General features: G+C 47.0%; 20 protein-coding genes and 1 other RNA gene. 8 read left to right on the top strand and 13 right to left on the bottom strand.

What is annotated here, in order from left to right; genetic code table 11:
- Nucleotides 1-611: 611 nt before the first annotated feature.
- From ACIDITHRIX25_RS92770 to ACIDITHRIX25_RS92780, 3 genes are all read right to left on the bottom strand, one after another.
- A complete protein-coding gene (locus ACIDITHRIX25_RS92770; protein ID WP_052606695.1) occupies nucleotides 612-1,106 on the bottom strand; it encodes a type IV toxin-antitoxin system AbiEi family antitoxin domain-containing protein in 495 nt (164 codons plus the stop codon).
- Between the two features lie 237 nt (nucleotides 1,107-1,343).
- The gene (locus ACIDITHRIX25_RS92775; protein ID WP_082058796.1) at nucleotides 1,344-2,717 is read right to left on the bottom strand and encodes a transaminase; all 1,374 of its coding nucleotides are present in this window, start codon (nucleotides 2,715-2,717) and stop codon (nucleotides 1,344-1,346) included.
- A 517-nt stretch (nucleotides 2,718-3,234) separates the two neighbouring features.
- Nucleotides 3,235-3,483, bottom strand: coding sequence for a WhiB family transcriptional regulator (locus tag ACIDITHRIX25_RS92780; RefSeq protein WP_082058797.1), 249 nt, complete (start codon nucleotides 3,481-3,483; stop codon nucleotides 3,235-3,237).
- A gap of 340 nt (nucleotides 3,484-3,823) precedes the next feature.
- On the opposite strand from ACIDITHRIX25_RS92780, the gene ACIDITHRIX25_RS92785 reads away from it, so the two are divergent.
- Nucleotides 3,824-4,858, top strand: coding sequence for an aldo/keto reductase (locus tag ACIDITHRIX25_RS92785; RefSeq protein ID WP_052606697.1), 1,035 nt, complete (start codon nucleotides 3,824-3,826; stop codon nucleotides 4,856-4,858).
- Nucleotides 4,859-5,146: 288 nt separating this feature from the next.
- Here the strand turns inward: ACIDITHRIX25_RS92785 and ACIDITHRIX25_RS92790 are convergent, their stop codons facing one another.
- The 4 genes from ACIDITHRIX25_RS92790 to ACIDITHRIX25_RS92805 form a co-directional block, all read right to left on the bottom strand.
- Nucleotides 5,147-5,740, bottom strand: coding sequence for a DUF3501 family protein (locus ACIDITHRIX25_RS92790; protein ID WP_052606698.1), 594 nt, complete (start codon nucleotides 5,738-5,740; stop codon nucleotides 5,147-5,149).
- A gap of 104 nt (nucleotides 5,741-5,844) precedes the next feature.
- Entirely contained in the window at nucleotides 5,845-7,140 is a 1,296-nt protein-coding gene (locus ACIDITHRIX25_RS92795) for a heterodisulfide reductase-related iron-sulfur binding cluster (RefSeq protein ID WP_052606699.1), read from the bottom strand.
- Between the two features lie 104 nt (nucleotides 7,141-7,244).
- Nucleotides 7,245-7,667, bottom strand: coding sequence for a rubrerythrin family protein (locus ACIDITHRIX25_RS92800; RefSeq protein ID WP_052606700.1), 423 nt, complete (start codon nucleotides 7,665-7,667; stop codon nucleotides 7,245-7,247).
- 93 nt (nucleotides 7,668-7,760) lie between these two features.
- Entirely contained in the window at nucleotides 7,761-8,198 is a 438-nt protein-coding gene (locus ACIDITHRIX25_RS92805; protein WP_052606701.1) for a Fur family transcriptional regulator, read from the bottom strand.
- Nucleotides 8,199-9,252: 1,054 nt separating this feature from the next.
- On the opposite strand from ACIDITHRIX25_RS92805, the gene ACIDITHRIX25_RS92810 reads away from it, so the two are divergent.
- The 3 genes from ACIDITHRIX25_RS92810 (at nucleotide 9,253) to ACIDITHRIX25_RS92820 (ending at nucleotide 13,664) form a co-directional block, all read left to right on the top strand.
- Entirely contained in the window at nucleotides 9,253-10,845 is a 1,593-nt protein-coding gene (locus tag ACIDITHRIX25_RS92810; protein WP_160291886.1) for a glycerol-3-phosphate dehydrogenase/oxidase, read from the top strand.
- Nucleotides 10,846-10,938: 93 nt separating this feature from the next.
- Nucleotides 10,939-12,411: an FGGY family carbohydrate kinase gene (locus tag ACIDITHRIX25_RS92815; RefSeq protein ID WP_052606703.1), complete on the top strand. Its 1,473-nt coding sequence runs from the start codon at nucleotides 10,939-10,941 to the stop codon at nucleotides 12,409-12,411.
- A 131-nt stretch (nucleotides 12,412-12,542) separates the two neighbouring features.
- Nucleotides 12,543-13,664, top strand: coding sequence for a 5-(carboxyamino)imidazole ribonucleotide synthase (locus ACIDITHRIX25_RS92820; RefSeq protein WP_201732876.1), 1,122 nt, complete (start codon nucleotides 12,543-12,545; stop codon nucleotides 13,662-13,664).
- A gap of 122 nt (nucleotides 13,665-13,786) precedes the next feature.
- On the opposite strand, the gene ACIDITHRIX25_RS92825 is transcribed toward ACIDITHRIX25_RS92820, so the two are convergent.
- On the bottom strand, nucleotides 13,787-15,328 hold the full coding sequence (locus tag ACIDITHRIX25_RS92825; RefSeq protein WP_201732877.1) for a GGDEF domain-containing protein: 1,542 nt from the start codon (nucleotides 15,326-15,328) through the stop codon (nucleotides 13,787-13,789).
- Nucleotides 15,329-15,618: 290 nt separating this feature from the next.
- Here ACIDITHRIX25_RS92825 and purE point away from each other — a divergent pair, with 290 nt between their 5' ends.
- From purE to ACIDITHRIX25_RS92840, 3 genes are all read left to right on the top strand, one after another.
- Nucleotides 15,619-16,083: a 5-(carboxyamino)imidazole ribonucleotide mutase gene (purE, locus tag ACIDITHRIX25_RS92830; protein ID WP_201732966.1), complete on the top strand. Its 465-nt coding sequence runs from the start codon at nucleotides 15,619-15,621 to the stop codon at nucleotides 16,081-16,083.
- Between the two features lie 256 nt (nucleotides 16,084-16,339).
- Nucleotides 16,340-16,819 carry a hypothetical protein gene (locus ACIDITHRIX25_RS92835; RefSeq protein ID WP_249685660.1) on the top strand — a complete coding sequence of 160 codons (480 nt, stop codon included), beginning with the start codon at nucleotides 16,340-16,342 and terminating at the stop codon, nucleotides 16,817-16,819.
- Nucleotides 16,820-17,064: 245 nt separating this feature from the next.
- On the top strand, nucleotides 17,065-17,349 hold the full coding sequence (locus ACIDITHRIX25_RS92840; protein ID WP_152626125.1) for a hypothetical protein: 285 nt from the start codon (nucleotides 17,065-17,067) through the stop codon (nucleotides 17,347-17,349).
- Between the two features lie 442 nt (nucleotides 17,350-17,791).
- Here ACIDITHRIX25_RS92840 and ACIDITHRIX25_RS92845 read toward each other — a convergent pair whose 3' ends face one another.
- From ACIDITHRIX25_RS92845 to ACIDITHRIX25_RS92855, 3 genes are all read right to left on the bottom strand, one after another.
- A complete protein-coding gene (locus ACIDITHRIX25_RS92845) occupies nucleotides 17,792-18,001 on the bottom strand; it encodes a hypothetical protein (protein WP_201732879.1) in 210 nt (69 codons plus the stop codon).
- Between the two features lie 317 nt (nucleotides 18,002-18,318).
- Nucleotides 18,319-19,173 (bottom strand): transposase, encoded by an 855-nt coding sequence (locus ACIDITHRIX25_RS92850; protein ID WP_201732880.1) that lies wholly within the window; start codon nucleotides 19,171-19,173, stop codon nucleotides 18,319-18,321.
- A gap of 525 nt (nucleotides 19,174-19,698) precedes the next feature.
- Nucleotides 19,699-20,274, bottom strand: a complete 576-nt coding sequence (locus ACIDITHRIX25_RS92855; RefSeq protein WP_201732881.1) for an RNA polymerase sigma factor — start codon at nucleotides 20,272-20,274, stop codon at nucleotides 19,699-19,701.
- A 699-nt stretch (nucleotides 20,275-20,973) separates the two neighbouring features.
- Between ACIDITHRIX25_RS92855 and rnpB the strand changes: the two genes are divergently transcribed.
- Nucleotides 20,974-21,350: RNase P RNA component class A (gene rnpB / locus ACIDITHRIX25_RS92860), an RNA gene on the top strand.
- A 102-nt stretch (nucleotides 21,351-21,452) separates the two neighbouring features.
- Here rnpB and ACIDITHRIX25_RS92865 read toward each other — a convergent pair.
- Together ACIDITHRIX25_RS92865 and ACIDITHRIX25_RS92870 are read right to left on the bottom strand one after the other, a co-directional pair.
- Nucleotides 21,453-22,196 (bottom strand): C4-type zinc ribbon domain-containing protein, encoded by a 744-nt coding sequence (locus tag ACIDITHRIX25_RS92865; RefSeq protein WP_201732882.1) that lies wholly within the window; start codon nucleotides 22,194-22,196, stop codon nucleotides 21,453-21,455.
- A gap of 122 nt (nucleotides 22,197-22,318) precedes the next feature.
- Nucleotides 22,319-24,517, bottom strand: a complete 2,199-nt coding sequence (locus tag ACIDITHRIX25_RS92870; protein ID WP_201732883.1) for a transglycosylase domain-containing protein — start codon at nucleotides 24,515-24,517, stop codon at nucleotides 22,319-22,321.
- Between the last annotated feature and the right edge of the window lie 77 nt (nucleotides 24,518-24,594).

Genomic DNA, 24,594 nt, shown 5'->3' on the forward strand with positions numbered 1-24,594 from the left:
GAACGCTTCGTCAGTGGTTTGTTTTCACTCGTCTTCTTAACTCATACCTGAAAGAGTCATTGCTCTAACTTTTTTAGTACCGCTTTGGACAACGCTCTTTGAACAACGCTCTTTAGCTAATGCCCCGTGCCATTATCGATAAGGTGGTTTGGAATCTCCTCCCAAAAGGCGATCCCGGAGGGCGTAGTTCCATCATCTATGTAGCATTGCAGTGTGATTGTTATCAGCTTGTAGGTGATTTACAACCTCTTTCATTCATGACGCACGGCGGAGATTGGGCTGACAATTATGACCAAGCGCTTCAAGGCAAGACTGCTTTCGCTACCGACGCTTGAAAAAAAAACGCGCTAGCGGATTCAGGTATTAGGGAGAATCCGGGAGTTACACAAGATAAGGTCTCCTCGCTAGTCGGTGTGGATTTGGGGTAGCGTGAGCCCCCAAAGAAGTGGAGGACCAGTTTCACACCCGGAACGCTTTTAGTTTTGATATTGTCGTCGGGTCAAAGGTCATAGTAGTATTTCAAGCGCATGTCGAAGTGGCCCGATGGTCCTCGGGAACGTCTGCGCCATACGCAATAGCGTTGATGGTTGCGAACCAGACGTCTTAAGCCATCACTTTAGAACCTCGTTCGCCGTCTCGTATCCTTCTTTTCCGCGCAGCCGGAACGCATCGATAATGCAGCGCTCAGGCGTATAGATGCCCATCAAAATTCCTCGGAAAATCTCAATCTCTGTTCGTCCGATCTCGAAGGTACCCACATCGAACGAGTGCCACCGGATTGGTCCGTTGATTGCCGGGTGTCTCTTGCTTCGAGGCAGCGCCAGGTCAATCGTCCTCGGAATCTCGTCTGTCAAGTCGTGTCTAGCGAGAGCTGACTGGAGGCATAGCATCGCTTCGGGACGTAACGCTGCAGCAGCGATGAGGGAAGGATCTGTGTCACTAGCTTCCGTTGCTTGGTAAATACCACGGGCCAACTGCGCGATTTCTCCTTTATCTCGTAAATGGTAAAGCGACTGCCGTGGTAAGCCACTTTTCTTGGCATCGGCGTAGGTGAACCAAGGAAGCTCCTTAAGCTTGCTCGGTAATGAAAATGTGTCGGGTCTCATTGAGTCATCTCCGCGAATAACCGTATACAGATATAATTATCTGTATACGGTTATGTAATAACCTTAGTCGCGTATCAAGTAAGAGGTAACTAGCTAGCCACTCACAAACAGTTTCACCTTGGTACATCCAAGAGTTGAGAAACGAAGTTCGAAAAGGCTTTCTCGAACGACGAGACGTCCAAAAAAGGACTCTGGACCAATCAATCCACAAATACGAAAACCGAGATACCAGATCCTTCAAATCCATGCGATTGCACTTACTGCTTCTTCAAAGACTTGGCCATGGAACAAAACATCTTCAAGAGTCGTCTTAGGGGACATGAGTGCCATGTTGTGAAAAGGAGTCATCAAAATCCCTCGATTTGCCATAAATAGATGCATGTAGGTATCAAGATCCTCATCGGCTGAAGCAGCTGACTCACCACCACTTACTGGAAGCACTGGAGTAAATCGATACTCGCTACGAGCACCCAAAGTAGAAATTGTCCAAGGAAGATCGGCCCCGTCTATGACGCGCTGTACCCCGGATGCAAACTGTGCTGAGAGCGCATTCATTGCCTCCTGGGTTTCCTTGGTAAAGACTTCAAGCAAAGTCGCTCTCGCTGCGGCCAGAGATAGGGCATTCCCCGCCAAAGTGCCTCCTATTCCCCCGGTGTCTACATAGTCCACACCAGTTTGAGAATTAATTCGCTCAGCAACCTCTGTAGTAATCCCAAAAGCACCAAAGGGAACGCCACCTCCTAGAGATTTGCCAATCGTCAAAAAATCAGGATGCAGATCCCATTCTCGGGTACAGCCGCCCCAACCAGCAGAAAAGGTGTGGGTCTCGTCAATTACAACCAACGAACCAACTTCGTGGGCCGCCTCGATCACGCTTTTTACAAAACCATCTTCTGGTAGGACAATGCCTATATTAGTCATGGCGGGTTCCATCAAAATGCATGCAATCTCGCCAGTTGCCAACGCCTTTTTCACGCCATCTAAATCGTTGAACTCAACAGCGACAGTTGTCGAAGATGGATCAACACTTGGTCCAACATTCCCGGCCCGCGATCTAGTAACCCCGTCTTCTAAGACCACAAAGGTTTCATCAACGGTACCGTGATAGCAATAGGAAAAGACCATCACCTTGCCTCGGCCTGTAATCTGCCGCGCCAAACGCACTACAAATCTATTTGCATCCGTAGCAGAGAGGGTGAACTGCCACAAATCCAGTCCAAAGCGCTCTGAGAGGTTCTTGCCTACGAGCACGGAATCGGCACTTGGAAGCATTGTGGTGATACCGCCGAGTAGGCCAATTCTCTGAGTAATTGCGCTAACCGTGGATAACGGGGAATGACCTGCCATGGCCCCAGTATCCCCAAGACAAAAATCAATATATTCGCGGGAATCAACGTCAAAGATCCTATTGGCAGTAGCAGATTTGAAAAAAACCGGGTATCCGCCGATCCACTTATTCATCCAGCTCATTGGCACTCCCCCAAGGAGCACTTTGGATGACTCTTCAAAAAGGGCCCTGGAATTTGCGGTTCTATCGTAGAACTGAACCTCTTGTTCTGCGATCAAGCCCCTCAAATGCTCTCGGTTCAATATACGCTTGGATCCGACCATCTATCTACCTACCATCCCTTTCATCAAACCACAGACCTTTTGAACGCTAGGTCAAAAAGGACAACCCATTTCCAGTTTTACTGGAGAATCTCTGATCAACATAGAGCTAACTCTCGCAGAACATCAAATTAGGCTAACACTTTGGGGGCTTCGAATCTGTTGCCAGACTGACTATTGCGCGATAACAAAGAGGCCTTGACAATTGTGCAAGAGACAAACATTTCAAAGCAAACTCCCCATGGCAATCGAATGGCTCGAACTGCCATCGCCATGAAATCCAAAATACCCTATCGCAGGGCCCCAAAATCGCCAAAACCCCGACTTCGCAAAATTCTCCAGCCATGGTCTTGGGTTAAGAGCCCAGTTACCAATCAGCAAGATAAGGGAGCTTCAGATAACATAGTAGAAACCTCACAGCTCTACAAGATATATTGCTACTGGGATACGATCGATAAAAAAAACGGCGCTTCAAAGAGCCAACCCATTTCGCAAATTACCGCTCCGAAGCTAGCATCGCTCAAAGCCCAACGTACACCTTAAGTTCGCGACGGGCTCTTGCGAGTCGTCTCCTTTGACGAGTATTCAGACCGCCCCAAACCCCTTCTGACTCCCCGCTAGCCAGAGCGAACTCCAAGCAACGATCTTTCACCCTGCAAAGGTTGCAAATAGCCTTGGCTTTGCGCTCTTCCAATTCGTCTTCCGGATAAAAAAGACTCGGCCGTACCCCTTTGCATGCGGCGTTCTCTCGCCACGTTTGGACTTGCATCAACTACCCCCAAAAACGATCCACTGTGCACCCACTAGCGAAAAATGCATCGCACAGCGCAATTCATCATTAACACGATTATGTGACAGATTTCACTCATTGTAAAGAGGCAATCGCAATTAAAACAAATCTTTAACGATAAATGGTTGATTTTTACTATTTGCACGCATTGTTTTCACTAAACGTGAAAGGTCCGTACATTTGCCATCGCCAAACAAGCGAGGCCGCCTTTTCGCCAAGAGTGAAATTAATTACGTATAAAACGAGAAAAACCGCTCAAGAGACCTGCCATTGCGCTAGTTTCGTTGAAAAAGAAAGCCACTTTAAGGAGACTCTAAAGATGAACTACCGGACCCTGGGATCGAGTGGATGCTCAGTTTCAGTACTCTGCTTGGGCACCATGACCTTTGGAAACGAGACCGACGAAAACGAGAGCTTTGCGCAGTTGGATACCTTTATGGAGGCCGGAGGAAACTTTATAGATACAGCCGACGTCTACACACAGGGCCAATCCGAATCGATCATTGGCAGATGGCTGAAAAAGACAACGCCATTCCAACGCGATCAGGTGATAATTGCCACTAAGGGTCGGTTCCCAACGGGAAGCGGACCAAATGATGCTGGTCTCTCCCGTCGTCATTTGACAAAGGCCATCGATGCATCGCTGATGCGCCTTGGATTGGAGACAATAGACCTTTACCAAGTTCACGCCTGGGATCCATGGACACCATTGGAAGAGACTCTTTCGTGCCTCAACGATGCAGTATCAGCTGGGAAAATCAGATACTTCGGCCTGTCAAACTTCACCGGCTGGCAACTTCAAAAGACTGTAGATCTATCTCTAAATCGACATCTCGATACACCTGTGACCCTCCAGCCTCAATATAATTTGCTTGCGAGAGAGATCGAATGGGAAATCATCCCAGCCTGCCTCGAAAATGGAGTTGGTCTTCTTCCTTGGTCCCCGCTAGGTGGCGGATGGCTTACGGGCAAATATAAGAGAGACCAGATCCCAACTGGGTCAACACGCCTTGGTGAAAATCCGAATCGAGGAGTTGAATCATACTATCGACGCTCCAGTCAAGAACGAACCTGGGATGTATTGTCCGCCGTAGAGAAAGCGTCAAAGAACTTTAATGCAACAATGGCACAAGTCTCATTGGCATGGTTGAGAGATCGCCCCTCTGTCAGCTCCGTAATACTTGGCTGTCGAAACGTAGAACAGTTAAATGACAACCTAGGCGCAGGAGATCTTCTCCTTGACAACGATTCAATTGAAGAACTCAATCTAGCAAGTGATCCTGGCGCTAGCGATTACCCATACGGCGGACCCGGTAACGCCCAAAGGTCAAGAAACATCTCTGGAATCAAATAAAAAAAGACTCCGATCTCCAAATTTATCTGCTGAGAATGTTTTGATTAACAGACAACCAATAGCCAAGGCTAAAAAGGCCAAAGTGTGCATTCGTAAAGAGCTATAACCTTCAGCAAACGGCCCTAAAACTAAGTATCTCAGAGATCGTCGGTGTGACGATCTCTGAGATAGCAGTAATGGACAAATGGCATAGTTGTTTTAGCGACCCTCTATCGGAGATCCAAAGCCGAAATAGCGTAGTTTAGCCAATGAAAAATCGTGATTTGATAAAAAATCCCCCAAGGGTAATTATTGCCAATCCTTGACTAGCGAAGATACGCATTGGGGCGATAGGTGTGTCTCGAAATCATAAAAATGGTGACCAGAGCAAACTTTGACGTCGCCTTTAGCAAAGGCATCAGCTTGTTCCTGGGAAAGATTGAATTTAATGTAATGTACCGACGCGGTCATCTCTTGTCGAGTTAGTTGCTCTTTGTGACTTGGATCGGTAGTGGCATTGACTTCATACTCTTGGCCATCGAAGCTTATCTGAAGCTTTACCGACTCCTCAATTCCGACTAGCTTTGGCAACCACTCCATCAATTCCTCCTGAGTTCTAAGCTCCAAAAATAAGGTAGCCGACAACTCATTCTTAGCTGGGATCAAAGGATTGTAAATTGCCAATTCGGTTTCGATCTGATCATCACTAACCATCTTCTCCGCGCGAGCCATCTCTTGAATTTGGAACCTCATAGTCTCGCGGTTCTCAAAAATCAAGGTAAGAAGTGGCCCAACCGAGACACGGCGATCTTTCTTTAGTGAGATAATCTCTTTTCGATATTGATCTCGAACTCTCTCATACTCGCGTAAATCAGCGATGTCGTCCAATGTTAAAAGCTGCATCTATTCTCCAGTTGATATCTTTTGACGCTTATCTTGAATAAATAAAATTATGGAATTATCGCGGTCCAAGCAGATAGTGCCAATAAAAAAGATAGATTCACCTGCTAATCGATCTTCATTCCATAAGCCCGAGCCATTATGACCATTGGGTGGTCGACCTTTTTAGAAAGTTCTTCGGTGATTGCATAGTTGGCCAGGTGGCAGTCGCCCGAAATCGATGTGGCCGGCGTCTTTTCTATCGCACGCGCTAGCCCACCTGCGACCTTCTTAGCGAGTTCGTAGTTCTTCGCACGATATCCCCATGTCCCATCGATCCCTGAGCACTTCATAACCACGGAGATCTTTGCACCAGTCAGCTTCAACATATCTCGACTCTTGAGGCCGATATTTTGAGCCTGAAGGTGACAAGGAGCGTGATAGGTGATGTCTGGGGCAATCTCACCGGGAAATTCAAGGTCAATGGACTCTTTGTCCTGTCGATACTGTTTCATGAAGAACTCAGAGGTGTCATAGGTGGCCTCAGAGACCCTCTTAGCTGCCTCGGTATCCACATAGATTGGATAATCCCTCTTGATCACATATGAACAGGTCGGTTGGGCAACGACGACAGACCGACCAGCTCGAACTTCAGCATCTAGTACCTCAACATTCGCCTTTGCAACTTCTGTAAACTTTTCAACATCACCGCTATGGAGCCAAGGTGCCCCGCAACACTTAGCGCGCTCAGCAACAGTGCAGCCAATCCCATTGTGCTCATAGACCGAGACCACCGCTTTGCCTATTTTGGGATCCATATACTCAATAAAGCAAGTTGGAAAGACTGATGCATCGGCACGTCGATTTGAGACAAAGGGTCTTGGCCTCTTGCGAAACCACGTAGTAAATCTCTCTTTCGCATAGGGTGGCAAGACCCTAGCGGCTGCAATACCTGAACCTTTCTCCATAAGATTTCGGCTGGCGGTTGAATGGACATCTGTCAACTTATTGACAAGTGGCGAGAATGCCACTGAAGCGATTCCGATCAGGTCTGTATTTCCAAGGACCTTATCGGAGACTTTTTCGATGAATGTCTGTTCTCCACGTTCTTTGCGAATCGTCTTAGCTCGCAACATCAGTCTAGGAAAGTCGAGCGCCCATTCGTGAGGAGGCACATATGGACACTTGACATAACATAACTTGCATTGATAACACTCATCTACGACCTGATCGGATTGCGCTCGAGTCATCGCGGCCACGTCACCGTCGTATGAATCTATGAAATTGAATAGTGTCGGGAAAGAAGGACACAGGTGCAAACAAAGGCGACAACCGTGACAGAGGTCAAATACCCTCTCGAGCTCACCACGAAAATCTACTTCATCGTGGTATTTCGGATTCTTTGGATCATAGGTGATGGTCAAGTACATTCTCCAAGATAATCAGACCAGGTCTAGCCGCGAAGGCGGCTAGACCAATGGTCTTTCAAATAGCTGCTACTTTAAGAACTTACAAAAATAAAGCTTATTTAAGCCAGTGACTCAAGTCCCTGAGTAAAACGACCCGCATGGCTCTTTTCTGCCCTTGCAAGTGTCTCAAACCACTCAGAAATCTCGTCAAATCCCTCTTCACGAGCGGTACGCGCAAAGCCTGGATACATCTCGGTATATTCATAGGTCTCACCCTCAATGGCAGACTTTAAGTTGTCTTCGGTAGCCCCAACAGCGACTCCAGTAACTGGGTCACCTACACCATCAGCAAGAAAGTCAAAGTGGCCAAAAGCATGACCCGTTTCGCCATCTGCGACAGCGCGAAAGAGAGATGCAACATCTGGATATCCTTCAACATCTGCCTTTTGTGCAAAATAGAGATAGCGCCTATTTGCTTGGGATTCGCCTGCAAAGGCCTCCTTCAAATTCTCTGAGGTCTTTGTCCCTTTTAGCTCAGCCATTTGCTCAGTTCTCCTAATCTTGTTCAAAACAACTCGAAAGCTGTAGTTAGTTTTATTGCGATATTTAAATTAGATGGTTTAATGAACAATAGCTCAATTGCTCGAAGCATTACTACTACGGCAAGTTTTACAAACTCCACGAACCGTAATTTCAACGCTCTCCACCGAGAAACCGACTCTGTGGGAAAGGACGCCGATGTCTTTTGGAGTTTCAATAGCAACGTCGAAGACACCTTTACACACCGAACATACCATGTGCTGATGTTCTTGATCTAGGTTCGGGTCAAAACGTAAAGCTCCGATCCCTAAATCAATAGCATTCAGCTCACCCATCTCAACGAGCTCACCAAGAGTTTGATAGACGGTCTTTAGCGAGACGGTGGACATCTCAGTTACCAATTCACCAAAGACACTCTCCGCGCTTGGGTGATTTGGGTTCTCAAAAAGAATCTGGAAGATCTTGGCTCTTTGAGGTGTAACTTTTTTTCCAGCAGCTCGAAAAGCATCTGTCAGCTCGGATGGGCTCTTCATCAAGTTGTCTTTCCATCTAATCAACAGTCATTTACGTTCACTAACAAATGTCAATAAATGACCGTTGTTATAACCTGTCGACAAGAGATAAGATTCCTTGGGATAGAAATTTAATTAATTCTCCATGTAATCATTTCGTGCTACGAAGGCCTAAGTCCCTTGAGATTCCCTCGTCCAAATATCTCGATCATGCGGCCCAGACCCGAGTGCGCAACTTCACAAACGATAATCCATACAGATATAAGGACCAGTCCTCAACTCTATCTTCTCCCCATACTTTAAAGCGAACACCACATAGAAGCAAAAGACCAAAGTGCAAAAAACCATGACCAACAAAGTCTGAGTGGGATTACACGAACAGGGCAAAAGAGCAAAAGATTCAGTTGAGCCAAGCCGCAATCAAAGTGACTGAATAACCACTCAGCTACAATAAGGTCTTAGCACCTATCTGGAATTGACATTCGTTCCGTCGTCCATCGACGAATAATCGCCATTGATAACCTCAGTTACGTAGGGACCATTTGAGCAACATGAAAGCCACAGGTGCTATGTTGGACCAACTAGTCGAAGTCGATTCATCGCAGTTTCATATCGAATCAAGCAACTAAGGCGTCTCATGATGGTAAAAGATGAAAATCCAAATCAGGGCCAACTCCAATTTAATCCATCCAAGGGGTATCCCGAAATTAGCTCCCGCTAGGAAAGAATCCTAAGCGATTTGGAAGCAACTCCAAAGAAGACAAACAGCGATGCGCCAAAAGCACAAACACTTCCATATCGATTGCTCCGGGAAAGAGATGCTTTGTAGGCCTTTTTTTTGGGGGGGGCCGATTCGCCATCGCTCAATCTATCCAAAATGAGAGCCGTCGCCACCGAGATAGGCTATTGGCTAAAATAAATGACACTTTACAACTTAGGTAAATAAAACGTCACGTTCGTTTTCGTGTACCTTCTCAGGAAGATACCGACCATCATTTTCAAGATTTGGCATATCTATACCAAAATTGATTTACAATTTAGGCTAGCGCCAAAATCAAAAATCGGAGAGGATACATTGTCTATCACATCGCCAAAGAGGCGCGCATCACTAGATGAATTGTCGAAAAAGAAGTTTGACGTCCTGATAATCGGTGGCGGAATAACTGGTGCGGGTGCACTTTTGGAGGCAGCCTCGCGCGGATATAGCGCAGCACTGATAGAGGCAAGAGATTTTGCCTCCGGCACTTCATCAGCGTCTTCAAAACTGATTCACGGTGGCCTTCGTTACCTAGCTCAAGGCGAAATCGCCCTAGTTTATGAAAATCTTGCCGAACGATCGCGACTACTTTCGAACGCCCCAGAACTGGTCTCAAAGCTTGATTTTGTCTTGCCGATCAGAAAGACCGCCAGCCCTTTTGGTCCCTTTGGGGCCCCAGCCTACATGGCAGCGCTATGGGGATACGACCTAACCGGCGGCTTTCGCATCGGAGCGTTCCACAAGCGCATGGACAAATCGATCGCGAAATCAATGTTTCCTCGCCTTCGCAGTGACAATTTTTCGAGCGCATTTTTATACCATGACGCCTGGGCAGATGATGTAGCCCTTACCCTCGCGGCCATAAATACCGCCAGGACTCGATATTCCGCGACTGCTGCAAACTACGTCGAAGCGATAAGTCCCATCTTTGGAGAAAACAACAAAATCAAAGGCTACCGCGTCCGTGATAATTCACCGGGCTCCAAGGATGAAGGCCAAGAGTTTGAGATAAGCGCCCGGACCATCATAAACGCTTCGGGAGCATGGGCCACCCAGATCATGGCGCAACTAAAAGAGAAACCACCGTTTGAGATACGACCGGCCAAAGGCGTTCACATAGTCTTTTCGCAGAAGGTCCTACCTGCGAAGGTCGCTTACGTCCTGCCGGTTCCAAATGACTCTCGAACGATCTTTCTATTGCCTTGGGGCGATTATACCTACGTTGGAACGACAGACACTGACCTTGGGAAAGAGAGGGTCGAAACCACCATGGACGACGTTGAGTACCTCCTAGGGGCAGTCAACTACTCACTAGACACCCCACTTTCAAAGTCTGACATCACAGGCGCTTGGGTCGGCGTGAGGCCCCTGGTCTCACAACCGAAAGATTCAAAGGCGCTCAGTGAGAGAACCAAAGATCTATCAAGACGCCACAAGGTTGTCACATCACCCGAGGGAATGATCTCTATTACTGGGGGGAAACTCACAACCTATCGAAAGATGGCTTCGGATGCTATCGATGCCTTGGATACAAAAGACGGACGTGCCACAAAGTCAATTTCAAAGCGAATAAAGTTAAGATCACCTGCCCATATCGATCCACAGAGTCCAACGCCAGATTCTGCAAGAAAATCGTTAGTTCCAGGGATCGGATGGGACATCTCTCGGGAAGATATAGTCGCGCTGATAGTCGAGACTGATGCTCTGACGCTCTCGGATATTCTTCTTAGGCGTGTTCGCGTTGGAATTTTGGACCAGCGCGCTGCAATGGAGCTTTCAAAACCGGTCCTAGAAATCCTTGGCGAAATCCTTGAATTGACCAAAGTGGAAAAAGATAACCTATCGATGGCCTTTTCCAACGATCTCGCAAGAGAGTTACCACCTGAAATTCTCGATAGTTCTAAAGCATAAATTGCCCTAGAATCCTTATGCAAAATTAGGGCAACGACAAATTGCATATATTAACGCCGAAATTTACCAATTGGAAGGACTCCTAAAGACGCGATGTTGAATCGACATGAAATTCTTGCCGTGGACATCGGATCGTCCAGCATCAAAGCCTCCATTGTCTTTGATGATCTTCAAGTAGGTGCCGCTTGGTCAACTCCCATATGGCCAAAGACTCCAATACCGAATTTTGTTGAATATGATGGCAAAGAGTTCATCGAGAGCGCCAAAGCTGTCATCTCAAAGGGCCTTACCCATTCTAATTCGATTGATGCCATCTCAATAGCCAATCAAAGAGCGACGACTGCCGTTTGGCGCAGATCGACCGGCCAGTGCGTTGGCCCCATCCTCTCATGGATGGACCTACGCACTGCCCCCCTTTGCATTGCGCTAGCCCAAAATGGTCTACCAATTGCTCCAAATCAAAGTGTCACCAAGGCGGCATATCTGTTTTCGCTTGTAGATCCAGCCGAACACGATGACTTATGCTTCGGGACACTTGATTCCTACTTGATATGGCACCTAACCAATGGAAAGTCATTCGTAACCGATCACACAAACGCTGCAATGACCGGCTTCATCCAAGAGACAGATCTTTCTTGGAGCACCAAGGTCCTTGCGAACGTCGGGATCAATCTTGAATGTCTCCCCAAGATGCTTCCCAGTGCTTCGCACCTAGGGGATGCGACTATTGATGCACGTACTCTACCAATACTTGGAACCATTGGAGATCAACAAGCATCGCTAATTGGCCAAAGTGGATTCAAACCGGGCGACACAAAGATAACCTTTGGGACAGGTACGATGCTTGACCAAAATCAAGGCAAGACTCCCCCGCCAACAACCAGGCGCCTAGAAAACGGCACCTTCCCTGTCGTTGCATATACCCATATGGATCAAGTCAATTGGGCGAGTGAGGCCATAGCACTAGGTTCAGGATCCATCATAAATTGGCTCGTCTCAACTGGAATAATTAAATCGCTTGAAGATGCAAATAACTTTGACAAAAACTTTAGGGATACCTCTAGGACCTATGTTGTTCCAGCAAGCGCGGGCTTTGGCACTCCGGAGTGGGACTTCGGAGCACGCACCTCAATTCAGGGACTCACATTATCGACCGATCGCACGGCACTGCTAGCTGCCACTCTCGATGGCATCGCTCAAATTGCCGCCGACTTAGTGCAAGCGACCGAAAAAGATACCAACCTCCCAATCAACGACCTTCGAGTTGACGGTGGGATGACACTCAATGAGAATTTTCTCGCGCTGGTCGCCAATGCAACGGGTTTGACATTGAACATCTCTCCTATGCGCGAATCTACGACCCTTGGCTCGGCCATACTCGCCCTCTCGCAATTAAATGAGGTTGCAATTGAAGATTACTCTCATCAATTACAACGAGGCTCAGTGATGTTACGCCCACAGATCGAAAGGGAATCCAAGGAATGGATCGACCGACGAGAGAGGTGGAAGGAGTCCAAGGCTAAGAGCCTACGATCGGTTCCAGAGCTAAGCGACGTCTCGTTTTAAATTATCTTGGATCGTCACTTACATTGTCGTGCCGAGATAAAGATTCAGGTTTAGGAATGCAATCGCTTCATTACACGCACAATTATTCGCATAAACTATAACCCCGTGTGTAAAAGGAAAGATCGAGAGATATGACTGTCGTAGGAATCATAGGAGGCGGCCAATTAGCTCAAATGATGGTCCAAGCTGGCATTTCTCTTGGTCTTGATTTCAGGCTCCTAGCACTTGAATCAGATGAATCTGCACCGAACTTTGTACCGCGGACGACGAGAGTGAAAGAATTTACCTTCGAAGAGCTCTCAAAATTTTCCACCGATTGTGATTTGATTACATTTGACCACGAATTAGTGCCAGCTAGCACGCTGCGACAAATTGATGACCATCACACCAAGTTCTTCCCCAGTGCAAATACTTTAGAATTGGCTGCACGTAAATCAGTTTCGCGACGGATGATGGCCGAACACAAGCTGCCTACCCCCAAATTTCACATAGCTCATAACCTCCAAGAATTAACTCTCGCAATTGAAGATCTTGGCGGAATTTGCGTCATAAAATCTTCTCATGGAGGTTACGATGGCCGCGGAATCTTCTATGTAAATAATCGATCTGAATTAGAGTCATTATCCTCGAAGCTACCTCGTGACTTTGAAGTAGTCGTTGAGGAACGACTCGATATAACCCAGGAGATAGCTGTACTAATAGTACGAGCTAGAAGCGGCCAAATGGTCTCATACCCGGTTTTAGATACCTTTCAAATCAATTCAATTTGCCACCATGTATCCGCACCTTCTTCAATCCCAGAAGAACTTATCGACAGAGCCTCTAATCTAGGGTTCCAAATCGCAGAGATGACTGGTGCGGTTGGAATACTCGCCATCGAGATGTTTGTCGTTGGCGATCAGATATTAATCAACGAAATGGCTCCGAGGCCTCACAATAGTGGCCATCTTACAATCGAAGCTTGCGTGACATCGCAATTTGAAAATCATCTGCGAGCCATCTTGGATCTGCCGCTTGGGTCGACCAACCTACGACAAGGGGCGGCGATGGTAAATATCATAGGCAACCAAAACGACCTTCCTTATCAAGTCGATTTGGGAAAACTTACTAAAACTCCAGATATCAAAGTGCATCTCTACGGCAAAACTCCCAGGGATGGACGTAAACTGGGCCACATTACTGCTCTAGGTTCTACCGCCACAGATGCACTCGCAAAGGCAAATCAAGCTATTGCCGACGCACTACAAAACTAAACCGCTTTATGCAAATCAGTCATTTCAGCTTAAGTAAGGTGGAAATCTAGGCCCCATTTATTCGCCTTTTCGAAGATTTGGATCGCAATGGCATGATTGAATCTAACAAAGACTTCGTGCGGTCAAACTCTAAATGAGATCTCTGACGGAATCGAACCTGTTTGGTCAATCGCTGAGATACTGCCGACAACAGTTGCATTACGACCACGCGATTTAGCCCCATACATTGCCCTGTCGGCTGCGAGCAAAACGCTTGGCGGCGCCGCACCCGGTTGCATGCACGCTATACCAGCAGAAAAGGTTACTCTGCCTACGGCCTTCCAGCTAATTCGAACTCTATCCACAAATAGTCTCGCGTCCGACTCGTCGCAATTGCGCAAAATGACAACAAATTCTTCGCCTCCGTAGCGACATGGCAAGTCCTCATTACGAACCTCGCCAAGCAATATGCGACCAAATTCATAGAGCTCGAGATCGCCTTGGGCGTGGCCCAAAGTATCGTTTAATACTTTGAAGTGGTCAAGATCAAAAAAAGCGAGTGAGTCATTGTCACCGAGATTATTCAACTCTCCAAAAAACGCTCGCCTGCTATAGAGCGCGGTAAGCTCATCAAATCGAATCTTAGTGGCTAACTCCTCATTTTCATATTGAGTGGCAATCACCCTGGCCGCCTCGCCCAAAAATGATGAGATCGCCGCAATTAAATCTGCCTCGGGCTTTGGAGCACTTCGCTTCCAATAGATACCAACCGCTCCACTAAGAACAGTCTCGGTGGCGAGCGGCATAAAAAGTGCACTTGAATAGCCGAAGATCTCTACCGCACTTCGGTCCAGATCCGACAATGCAGTATTAGGAACAAAGATCGTCTCTTTGCTTCTAGAGGCTTCAATAAAACCCGACCTACCATCGGAACTCACTAAATTGGAGGTTACAGACTTCGATGTCTCCCGCTCAGGAAAGGAAGTTGCAAACTGTATCGAACCAAACCTCGAGCCTTTCTGCCAGATCGCCAAGACAACGCCAAAAGTTGACAGCAATCCATCGATGTGTTTAGCAACATAGGTCATGGTATCAATAGTTCGCCCCGTTTTAGCAACATCAGAGAATCCGCTCAGAAGCCAATCGTTGATCCGCTTCTTTTGAATCTCATGCGAACGAAGTAATACTAGAGAGAGGGCAACTTCGAGGCCAACCAATTGAGAGATAACGCCAACGGCGAGCCATCTTTGGACTTGCAATCCCGAAAGTAATGGAATTGAAGCAAAAAAAGCAATCGCTGCGTTTACAACGATCAACCTCGGATCCTGCATCAGTCCAATGTATACATAAATCATCAAAATAAGTGGTGGAAGAACAAAAAACCCACCCCTAAAAAGCGGTCCCAGGAGTCCGATCTCGATAAAGGCTGCAATCGAAATCAAAAGATTAACCCTTTGGTCAAGTTTGCGCCACGGTAGCCCCAAAAAAATGCTTCCCACAAATAGACCAACTAGCAAAATAATTAGCGAGAAAGGCTCATTCGCACCAAAATAATCCACCGACGGGAGGAGGCAAAGTCCGATTAAATTCAATGCAATAAGTTGAAGAGCCCCAAAGATGCCAGCCCGCTCGCGGGTCGGAAGATCCATCTTCGAGAGTAGGCCAATATTCCTAGTCAACTTCAATTCAACGACCACCTATACGACAATCGGATAACAGTATCGTATTCAAACTACCAAATTTGAATACCGCAATCTTTCCTTCGGCGACAATCGTTCTAGCCTTAATAATTGACGGAGAAATGACCATCCAAAAGATCCTAAATATATGAGGGTTTCAATCCAAATCATGAATTTGCTCTGTGCGAGTAACATGTTGCGAACCTAGCCGTATTATTTTTGCCATAGACAAATAAAAAAACTACAAGATAAGGATCGATTACGTGAACGAACAAATTAGTGACGTCGTCATAGCAATGGGATCTGGCAGCGATCTTGAAATCATGAAAGTTGCAAAGGATGTACTCGAGGCCTTCGAGGTGTCCTCAACGTTGAGAATTCTGTCAGCCCACCGCACGCCATTTGAGATGCTCGACTTTGCCACAAATGCACGAGCCAAGGGGGTCAAGGTGATAATTGCCGGTGCTGGTGGCGCAGCGCACCTCCCTGGAATGATCGCAGCCGCTACTACATTACCAGTGATAGGCGTTCCGGTTTCACTCAGACGACTCGATGGATTAGATTCTCTATTGTCGATCGTCCAAATGCCAAGAGGTGTCCCAGTGGCTACCGTTGCAATTGACAATGCAACCAATGCGGCAATTCTAGCGCTTCGAATCCTATCTATTGGGGACAAAAAAATCGAGTCGAAGCTCATAGAATACGCCCAATTCAATCGGCAAACCTCACTTGCCAAGGACGCCCAACTGGACCCTAACTAGCAAAAATATGCCTGAATCACGATCTAAAAATCTAAGAAAGTGATTCAGGCATAGCTCAAAGGTTAAGTCTCTTCTCTACATGGACTAGTTATCACTTGAGGACGAACCAGATCCTAATGTAGTTGAAGTTGAGACAGACGATGTTGTCGTACTCGTTGGAACAGTAGTAGTTGTAGACGAAGGCGAATTACCGTGATCAGTCGAATCCTTCTGTTGGTGTTTCGAATGACCATCGCCACCGCTAACCTTGGGCGCATTGTCACACTCAACCTCTTTACCGGCAGGATTCACCACTAACACCGAGCCAGCACTTGAACCGCTGGTTGTCGTCAATGCACCACCACTACCAGAACCAGCACACGACACGATAGGGATCGTGGTTGAGGTAGTCGGTGCTGCGGTGGTTGAGGTAGTCGGTGCTGCGGTGGTTGAGGTAGTCGGTGCTGCGGTGGTTGAGGTAGTCGGTGCTGCGGTGGTTGAGGTAGTCGATGCTGCGGTGGTTGAGGTAGTCGGTGCTGCGGTGGTTGAGGTAGTCGGTGCTGCGGTGGTTGAGGTAGTCGATGCTGCGGTGGTTGAGGTAGTCGATGCTGTGGTGGTTGAGGTAGTCGGTGCTGCGGTAGTTGAGGTAGTCGGTGCTGCGGTGGTTGAGGTAGTCGGTGCTGCGGTGGTTGAGGTAGTACTGCCAGATGGCAATGAGATCCCTATGCTCGCTGCAGTAAGCGACATAGCACCCTGAATTGGTCCTGGCAAAGCACCGGTAGCGGCCGCGGCCGCGGTCGCTGTGACCATAACAGCTGAGGCCCCAGCCAAGACAGCCTTAGTCGTTAAAAATTTCAAGTTCATCTTATTTTCCCTTCAAACGGAGCGTTGATTAGGTCCGTCCCGTCATTAATTTCCATGTTCATCGCAAAAAAAGTGTTCCCCTGGCTATCTAATTGCCATATCGATCCACCATCACACCATCAATGCGCGATACGCCTAGTGAGTTATGTCGTCGATCCTTCACCATCGCCACAAGGAGCAAAAGTCCTTTGTCTAACCTCGCTACTAAAAAGTCATCATTCACAACTGCTTATAGAAACGATGCTTGCGATAGAGGCGTTACAGAAATTAAAAGATTTAACTCCTCTGCAGCATTTACCAACTGCCCTCAAATACCGAAGTCGAACATCAAACAACCGGGAAAACAACTACCAGAACCTCGATGGCTACAAAGCCAAATCAAAAGCCATCGCTGCCATCGACTCAAAGGTACACATTTATTGAGATTCACAGGTCGATCACTCCATTTCGACTCCTAAAGGGTCAGCACTCAGATAACCAGATCGAAAGCTCCAATTAACCTCTGCAAGAACCATGCAAGGCCTCACAACACCCATGTAAGATGCAAACAGAAGCACAGTATTGACTCTCTATCTGTGCAGAATCAAGAGCCATCTTTTGTCTAAACCTGAATCCATAGAAATGGACCAGCTTGAGCCCTTCGGTGTGACTCTGAGTCGGTTTTTCGGAACTGATTTAGGTTTGACGGAGGGTCTATGGTTTAAATCTGGTTTCAGAGTGCCAAATATGACCTAATCCCTTTGTGGTTGAGCCTGTTTGGTCATTTTTGAGATTGTGAAATCTCATTTTGGGTATAGTGACCTAATCCCTTGTCTTCTAGAGCAGTTCCTTCAAGTAATATTCAGTGTGTTAGGTAACCAGATGTTCAGGTGATGGCGATCTCAAACTTTCTGATCCGATCAAGAGCCTCTAAGAACTTATCCTTATAGTGCCAGTGTTCTTCAAGATGCAGTATTACTTTTATAGCTGAACGAGTGATATGTCCTGCGATCTGAAAGTAACACCGTCGAAGCTTTGGTGTGGTGATAACAGTTTCTGTAATAGCACCTATTCGCGCCAGGTTGTGCAGTTGCACCGCGCCAGGTTATGTAGTTACACAAATAACTAACCAAACCAGAGCCAACCAGACCAGAGCTAACCAAACGGCATTAGCGTTCATGTATCTGGATGGAACATGATTCCACCTAGAACCTCCTTTGAGATCCTTGATGACTAGTTCGATCTGGGCATGTGCTCGGTGATCAGCCTCAAGGAAAAGCGTTTCGCCTTGTCGGTCGGTAATAAATGCGTGATAGTCATAGTCTCTAAATAGTGCCAGCTGAGACCCGGGAGTAGGCTTTGTTCTTCCTACGATAAGACGAACGTCTTGTAAATCTTTTGCAAATGCGCAATTTACTGTATTTGACGGTATTTCACTTCTGCTACATCAGCTCCACCTTCAAGCCAATAAGGAATTGAAGTCCATGTTTCTTCTGGTATGGCTGCAATAACCTGCTTCAATCGTTTTGACATCCGTGTTGTAATGCAAAAGCGAGCATTGCCCGCGCTAGCTGCGTCTCTTACGGCTCTTGAGAAGAACCCAGAGTCAAAACGCATGGTTATTTCACCAGTTGCTCCGGCGGCTCTGGCATTGTTGATTACCTGGGTTACAAACTCCCCGGCACCACGAGCGGTATTGGCGTTGCCTTCACGTGTCACTATTCCAAGAATGTCACCTGTTTTACCAACAGCTGCTAGGTGTGGGTGATACCCCCTTACTTTGGTATAACCAAAGTAAGCTCCTTCTTTTTTGTTTCCATATACCTGACATATTGTGGAATCAACATCAATGGTGAGCGGCTCATCACCTGGACCTGCTCCAGCTAGCCAGGCTCGTTTTAGCAACAAAGCCGCAACTCGTTCAACATCTGCGATGTCACTGGTCTCAAAACTACGCAAGAAGACACCAAACCTAGATGGTGCTGGCATTATCTGACCAAGGATAACTTGTGCATTTGGGCTTTCAAGGATTGCAGTGTCATCAATGCAATCACCACCGGCCAAGATAGATGCGACGATAGCCATAGCTTTTCTGCCAACATTTGCTCGTCCAGGACGATCCTCTAGGTCAATGTGTAAATCAAAGAGATCCCTAAGGCCAAGTCTCTCAGCAAGGGTGATAGGGAGTATTAACCCACTGTTGGAAACTGCGTTCGAATCGTCAAAGGTGACTATCAAACACTCTAAAGCACTAGTAGATGCTTGCATCTAAAAGGTGCTCCTTGAACTGATGGATTTGAATTGTATTCAAACATCATTCCACCAGTTCAGAGCACCCTTTCTATGTCTAAATCAAAGTTGAGCGGCTAAATTTTCGGTGGATCCAGGTTAAAGCAGACCAGTTACAAGTCGCCCTCGAGGCCAGAATCTCTATCTGAGTAAGGTATCGATCTCTGCTAAGGAGAGAACTACCGACTGCGCACCCAAGCTGGATTTGGCCCTTACCCAAACGCCTCATCTCAAAATTGACCGATATCTGACGTGGATCCTATTTTCTACATGCCTTGACCTATGAAAACCATGAAATTGCTTTCATTTAGGTAGGAGATATCGAGCAATTAAATTATCAATTCACAGGTGCCTAATAACCATTACCTTTCCCCTAGGTTCCATGGGATGCTTCTCGGTCTCCATTTGGTCCTACCTACAAATCAGGAGGGGGGGGAAGCGAGCAAGCGGTGCCAAATCATCAACTTGGATCAACATAGAACCCTTGAGAGATTATGAGATGAATTACTGCGGCTCCCCAACCATAGCAACCACGCCTGGAACTCTCGCGCCGTAAAGTTCGCGCAAACGCGAAAGACCTCTGTGAGAGATGACCCGAACATTTTCAGGAGACCTGCCTATCACAACCGCCACCTCGTCAACACTCATACCAATCAAATAGCGCATGAAAACTACTTCGGCAAGTGCCGGTGGAAGAAACCGCTGGAGCACCTGGATCAGTTCGCCGTCTCCAATCCGATCAATCTCTAAGCTATCATTAGAGATTGTATCTACCTGGGTTTCAATCCTTGAGATGAGGCGTGACCCACGAATACCTGCTCTGCGGTAGTCGGTCACCTTGTTCTTTGCAACTGTTAGTAGATAGTTTCTAAAAGAATTCGAGGTACCTTCAAAACCCTTGACCGAGCGGGAAACTGAAATCCAAACGTCCTGAGAGATATCGTCAGCCAAGGTGGGGGCTACTACAGCTAAATATTTCACTAGCATTGGATTAAACCACTTCCAAAGTTGGGCTAATGAATCAACATCACCCTCTTTGGAGCCACTCAATATTTGGCTGAAATCGTAATCCGTTACCATTAATCATCACTATAATACTACTTATCGTGATGATAAGCTAGGTAGGCCAAAGATAAGAAGGTTCTAATATCACTCTAAGTAATCTCGTACACGTATCTCATCTTTCCCATTACGGAGAAATATCAACTGACCCAAAAGTACCAGCCCTTCCAGAGGCGCTACGGTCAAACTCCGGCCTAAATTCAATGACACTACTGATACGACAAAGCGCTATCCTTAGCCGGATCTCTTAGCCATTGATGCCAGCCATTGATAAAACGCCTAAAAGGTTGAAAATTGAATGTGCTCTCCTTTGGATCTCTCGAAAACTCGGGCTCTAGGGACTTACGAATGATTGATTAAAGCTTTCGGCGCCTTTCAATCTTTCATCTCATCTGATTGCAAATCAAGTCAGAAAGTAACTAGCGAGGTAAATCCAAGTCGTAACTAGCCATACTTTGCAAAACCATCACTTGAAATCTTTAAAGCAATTTCAATGCGCTTCATAAACTCAGGTTGAAACTTTCGTTCGCATGACTGAGACAGCGAATGGCACATTATCGCGATCGTTTAGGTACCTAGAAATATCCAAAGTTGCTTCTGCGACAAATCTATCGAACTATCAACTTCGCATCTCTCTAAATCCTTGTACCAATGATAAAAATATAGAATCAGTGCTTCGACGAAATAAAGAAAATCCCGAACTAGAGTATCTAGGGCAGAGTTAACCGGGTAGTCGCGAGCATTGTTATGCTTGAGGAAGGTCGGGGCTTCACAGGGCAAGGTGCTCAATTAGAGGCAGGGTGACCTGACGGAAAGTGCAACAGAAAGTATACCGCACAATCGATCGTGCAACTTGTACCAACAAACTAAACGATCGATCTGTAAGGGTGAAACGGTGCGGTAAGAGCGCACCAGCGTTTTGAGCAATCAAAGCGGCTATGTAAACCCCACCCGAAGCAAGATCATATTGGAACTAGTGGCGGCCCGTCGCGATGAATAAAAACTTCGTCGAGTTCCGGGTAGATCGCTTAGATGGATGGCTACCGCGAATCTCACGATTCAAACAGAACCCCGCCTACAGGTTAACTCTGCACCAACAGCCATCGAATGGCCTCTTTTTACAAATCTGGTGAGCTTGTGTTACCAATGGTGGAACCGGGCCCTCTAAAGCCTAAAAAACGCGCCACCTAAAAGGATTACCCTCTTGGTGGTAGCAGAATCCGACCGCAATCCTCACAAAAATGAACTTCGGAGCTAAATCTCCGAATCCTATCACCGAGACTCGAAGATAGCCGGAGACGACATCCAGAGCAACTTCCATCGACGACATAGGCAACCTTGTCTATGACCGAAGACGGCACTCTATTGATCAATGCGATAACCTCGGGCATAGCCTTAATCTTGGCCTGAGTCAGCTCCTCCTGCAAGAGCCCATCCTGCAAAGCCACATCCCGTCGCAACTCCTCTAGCTTATCTCTTGCAACAATTGCCTCCTGAGCCAATTCCTTGACCATAGTTTCTAATTTTGATCGATCCCTCGCGAGCTCCTCGAGCCGCTCAATCATTCCCAGTTCTGCACCCGTATACTCAAGAACTTTGGCTTCCAAGTTGGCAACCTCGAGTCGAAGGGCAGGAAGGGATTTATAATCAAGGTTCTGTCCACCGTCAAGACGTTGACGAGAGACCTTTAGGGATGTAGAAAAGCGGTCCAACTCCCTCTCGAGCATCTTTCGCTCCTCTTCGAGAGCACTCTCTTCCTCAACCAAAATCTCAGCTTTTACTTTAAGTTTTTTATAGTTTTGAGCCTTAGATCTATAATCGGAAGCCTCTGGGCCGTTGGAAATACGCAAATTATTTCGATGGGCGCGGCTAGCCAAATCAGAAATAAGGTAGAGACCCTCGATATCCTCAGCACTCAAAGAAAAACTTTTTGAACTCATACTTTAGCGACCTCATCAATATACGCTTACCTATCACCCTAACCATTGCAACGCTAGAACCACACCACTGATAACCACGCTAAAACTCCGTCTAGTTCAAAGGCTACAAAAAGTTATCATTACTAACCAGGTTGCGACGACGAAGGACTTACCGCAGTTGTCGCAGTTGTCGGAGGTGTAACCGCAGTTGTCGCAGTTGTCGGAGGTGTAACCGCAGTTGTCGCAGTTGTCGGAGGTGTAACCGCAGTTGTCGTGGAAGTTGTCGCAGTTGTCGTGGGGGGAACAACAGCGCTTGTGGTTGTCGACGAAACGGGTTGCGAAGTTGTAATAGTGGTTGGCAAAGTCGTTGTAGTGCCAACTGGCGAGGTAATCGCGCCTGGCGAATCAATCGGTACAATGAACTTAGAAGGCGGTATCCAAGCAGGGTTGACGTATGGGAATTGAACCACAGGATAAGAAGCCAATGCTGAAGTCATATAATCGTGCCAAATCCGCGCTGGATAGGTTCCTCCGTAAACAGGTGCTCCACCAACATCAAACATCGGCACAGACCCAGCAGGATCTCCCATCCAAACCGTCGTAACCAGCTGAGGCGTAAAGCCATCAAACCATCCGTCGGTAAAATTATCGGTCGTGCCAGTCTTTCCCGCTGACGGCCGCCCATAGAGGCGTGCTGCAGTTCCAGTTCCTCTAATAACGACCTGCTGAAGAATTTGATCTTCAACCGCGACAATTCTCGCAGAAAGAACTCGTCGAGAGGAAACCACCGGGCTATAAACATTGGCGCCGGAATAATCTTTTATCGAAGTTACAAACCTTGCCGGATGCAGGTATCCACCATTTGCTAAGACGCTATAGGCAGTCGCCATTTCAAGCGGAGTTACATTTTCAGAGCCGATCACAACCGAAGGAACTGCTGAGAGAGGAGTGGTTACACCCATCACCTTTGCAGTATTGATAACATTTTGAAGGCCAATTTTGACACCAAGCCGAACGTAAGCACAGTTAACTGAATTAGCTGTCGCATCCGTTATTGTCATAAGGCCGTATCCAGGTTCGGCATTGGAGACAATGTAAGGAAAGGGCTTCGTATTCGGAACAGTGAATTTACAAGGACCCGTACCGTCAATAATATCATTAGGACTATAGCCCTGCTCAAGAGCTGCAGCTAAAGTAAAAATCTTAAATGACGATCCTGGCTGCCGACCAGTCCCTCCGCGTCCGGTCGCAACATTGTAGCCTCCACTTCCCTTAGTGGGATTTCCGCTCACCATAGCAACCACGTTGCCATTTGAAGGATTCATCGAGATCATTGCAGAGGTGAACTTCCCATTTGTATTCGGTAGGACTCTTGCAACAGCACTATTGGCAGCGGCTTGATCTGTCGAATTAAGTGTTGTTTTAATTACGTAGCCATCGTTTGCAAGTGCCGCATATCTTTGGGTGGGATCGCTTCCTAGAAAACTGTACTTAGCTCCGGTCTCAATGCGGTATATAACTTCTGTAACAAAAGAAGATGGGGAACTAAAGACCAAACGGTGCGAAACCGTAGGAAGCGGCTCTGCCTTAGCAGCAACATCCTGAGCCTTGGTTATCGTTCCATATTGAAGCATCTGATCAATCGCAAGGTTACGTCGGAAAAGAGCATATTTAGGATAATAAAACGGATCATAGCCACTGGGATTTTCAATCAAAGCGGCAAGTAAAGCCGACTGAGCGATATCAAGCTTGTTCATAGGCAGACCGAAATAGGTCTCAGATGCAGCTGATATCCCGTAAGCACCTTCACCGAAATAGATGGTGTTGAGATAGCGCTGAAAGATCTGGTTCTTAGACATGACGCCTTGTAGACGATAGGAGAGTATTGCTTCTTGGAATTTCCGCGAAAGTGTACGCTGTGGAGTCAAAATTGCATTTTTGACTAGCTGCTGGGTAATAGTGGACCCACCTTGCAGTCCTCCACCACCCGAAAAATCCGCAATCAAAGCCCGTCCTATGGAGCGAATATCCAACGCTCCGTGTTGGTAAAAAGTGTGGTCCTCAACGTCCAAAATTGCCGAGCGAACCAAAGGCGGTACCTGTGCCAAGGTCACCGGAGTTCGATATTGCCCATTTTGAACTTCATAAAGCAGATTCCCTTTTGAATCGAGAATCTTAGAGGGAACAGAAAGAGGTCTTAGGACCAACGGAGATGAAAACGTTCCTGGCTCTTTCAAGATCGAAAGGTTACCTACTGCCGGAATTAGCAAAACAGCTGCCGCACCCAACAAAACACCACCGACTAGCAGCGCGAAAATATACTTGAGAACCCTAAAGCCCATATAATCTTTTAAACCCCAATAGATAGCTGACACCAACGAAAAGGCGAGATTCGAGATCAGAGCCCCATCTTCGTCGG

The sequence above is a fragment of the Acidithrix sp. C25 genome (genome assembly GCF_904848545.2).

Bases quoted from the DNA above. Each gene is read 5' to 3' on its own strand.
- ACIDITHRIX25_RS92850 (WP_201732880.1), bottom strand. From the start codon at position 19,173: ATGCAAGCATCTACTAGTGCTTTAGAGTGTTTGATAGTCACCTTTGAC.
- ACIDITHRIX25_RS92785 (WP_052606697.1), top strand. From the start codon at position 3,824: ATGAACTACCGGACCCTGGGATCGAGTGGATGCTCAGTTTCAGTACTC.
- ACIDITHRIX25_RS92820 (WP_201732876.1), top strand. From the start codon at position 12,543: ATGACTGTCGTAGGAATCATAGGAGGCGGCCAATTAGCTCAAATGATG.
- ACIDITHRIX25_RS92800 (WP_052606700.1), bottom strand. From the start codon at position 7,667: ATGGCTGAGCTAAAAGGGACAAAGACCTCAGAGAATTTGAAGGAGGCC.
- ACIDITHRIX25_RS92790 (WP_052606698.1), bottom strand. From the start codon at position 5,740: ATGCAGCTTTTAACATTGGACGACATCGCTGATTTACGCGAGTATGAG.
- ACIDITHRIX25_RS92870 (WP_201732883.1), bottom strand. From the start codon at position 24,517: ATGGGCTTTAGGGTTCTCAAGTATATTTTCGCGCTGCTAGTCGGTGGT.
- ACIDITHRIX25_RS92780 (WP_082058797.1), bottom strand. From the start codon at position 3,483: ATGCAAGTCCAAACGTGGCGAGAGAACGCCGCATGCAAAGGGGTACGG.
- ACIDITHRIX25_RS92865 (WP_201732882.1), bottom strand. From the start codon at position 22,196: ATGAGTTCAAAAAGTTTTTCTTTGAGTGCTGAGGATATCGAGGGTCTC.
- ACIDITHRIX25_RS92805 (WP_052606701.1), bottom strand. From the start codon at position 8,198: ATGAAGAGCCCATCCGAGCTGACAGATGCTTTTCGAGCTGCTGGAAAA.
- ACIDITHRIX25_RS92770 (WP_052606695.1), bottom strand. From the start codon at position 1,106: ATGAGACCCGACACATTTTCATTACCGAGCAAGCTTAAGGAGCTTCCT.
- ACIDITHRIX25_RS92855 (WP_201732881.1), bottom strand. From the start codon at position 20,274: ATGGTAACGGATTACGATTTCAGCCAAATATTGAGTGGCTCCAAAGAG.
- purE (WP_201732966.1), top strand. From the start codon at position 15,619: ATGGGATCTGGCAGCGATCTTGAAATCATGAAAGTTGCAAAGGATGTA.
- ACIDITHRIX25_RS92815 (WP_052606703.1), top strand. From the start codon at position 10,939: ATGTTGAATCGACATGAAATTCTTGCCGTGGACATCGGATCGTCCAGC.
- ACIDITHRIX25_RS92775 (WP_082058796.1), bottom strand. From the start codon at position 2,717: ATGGTCGGATCCAAGCGTATATTGAACCGAGAGCATTTGAGGGGCTTG.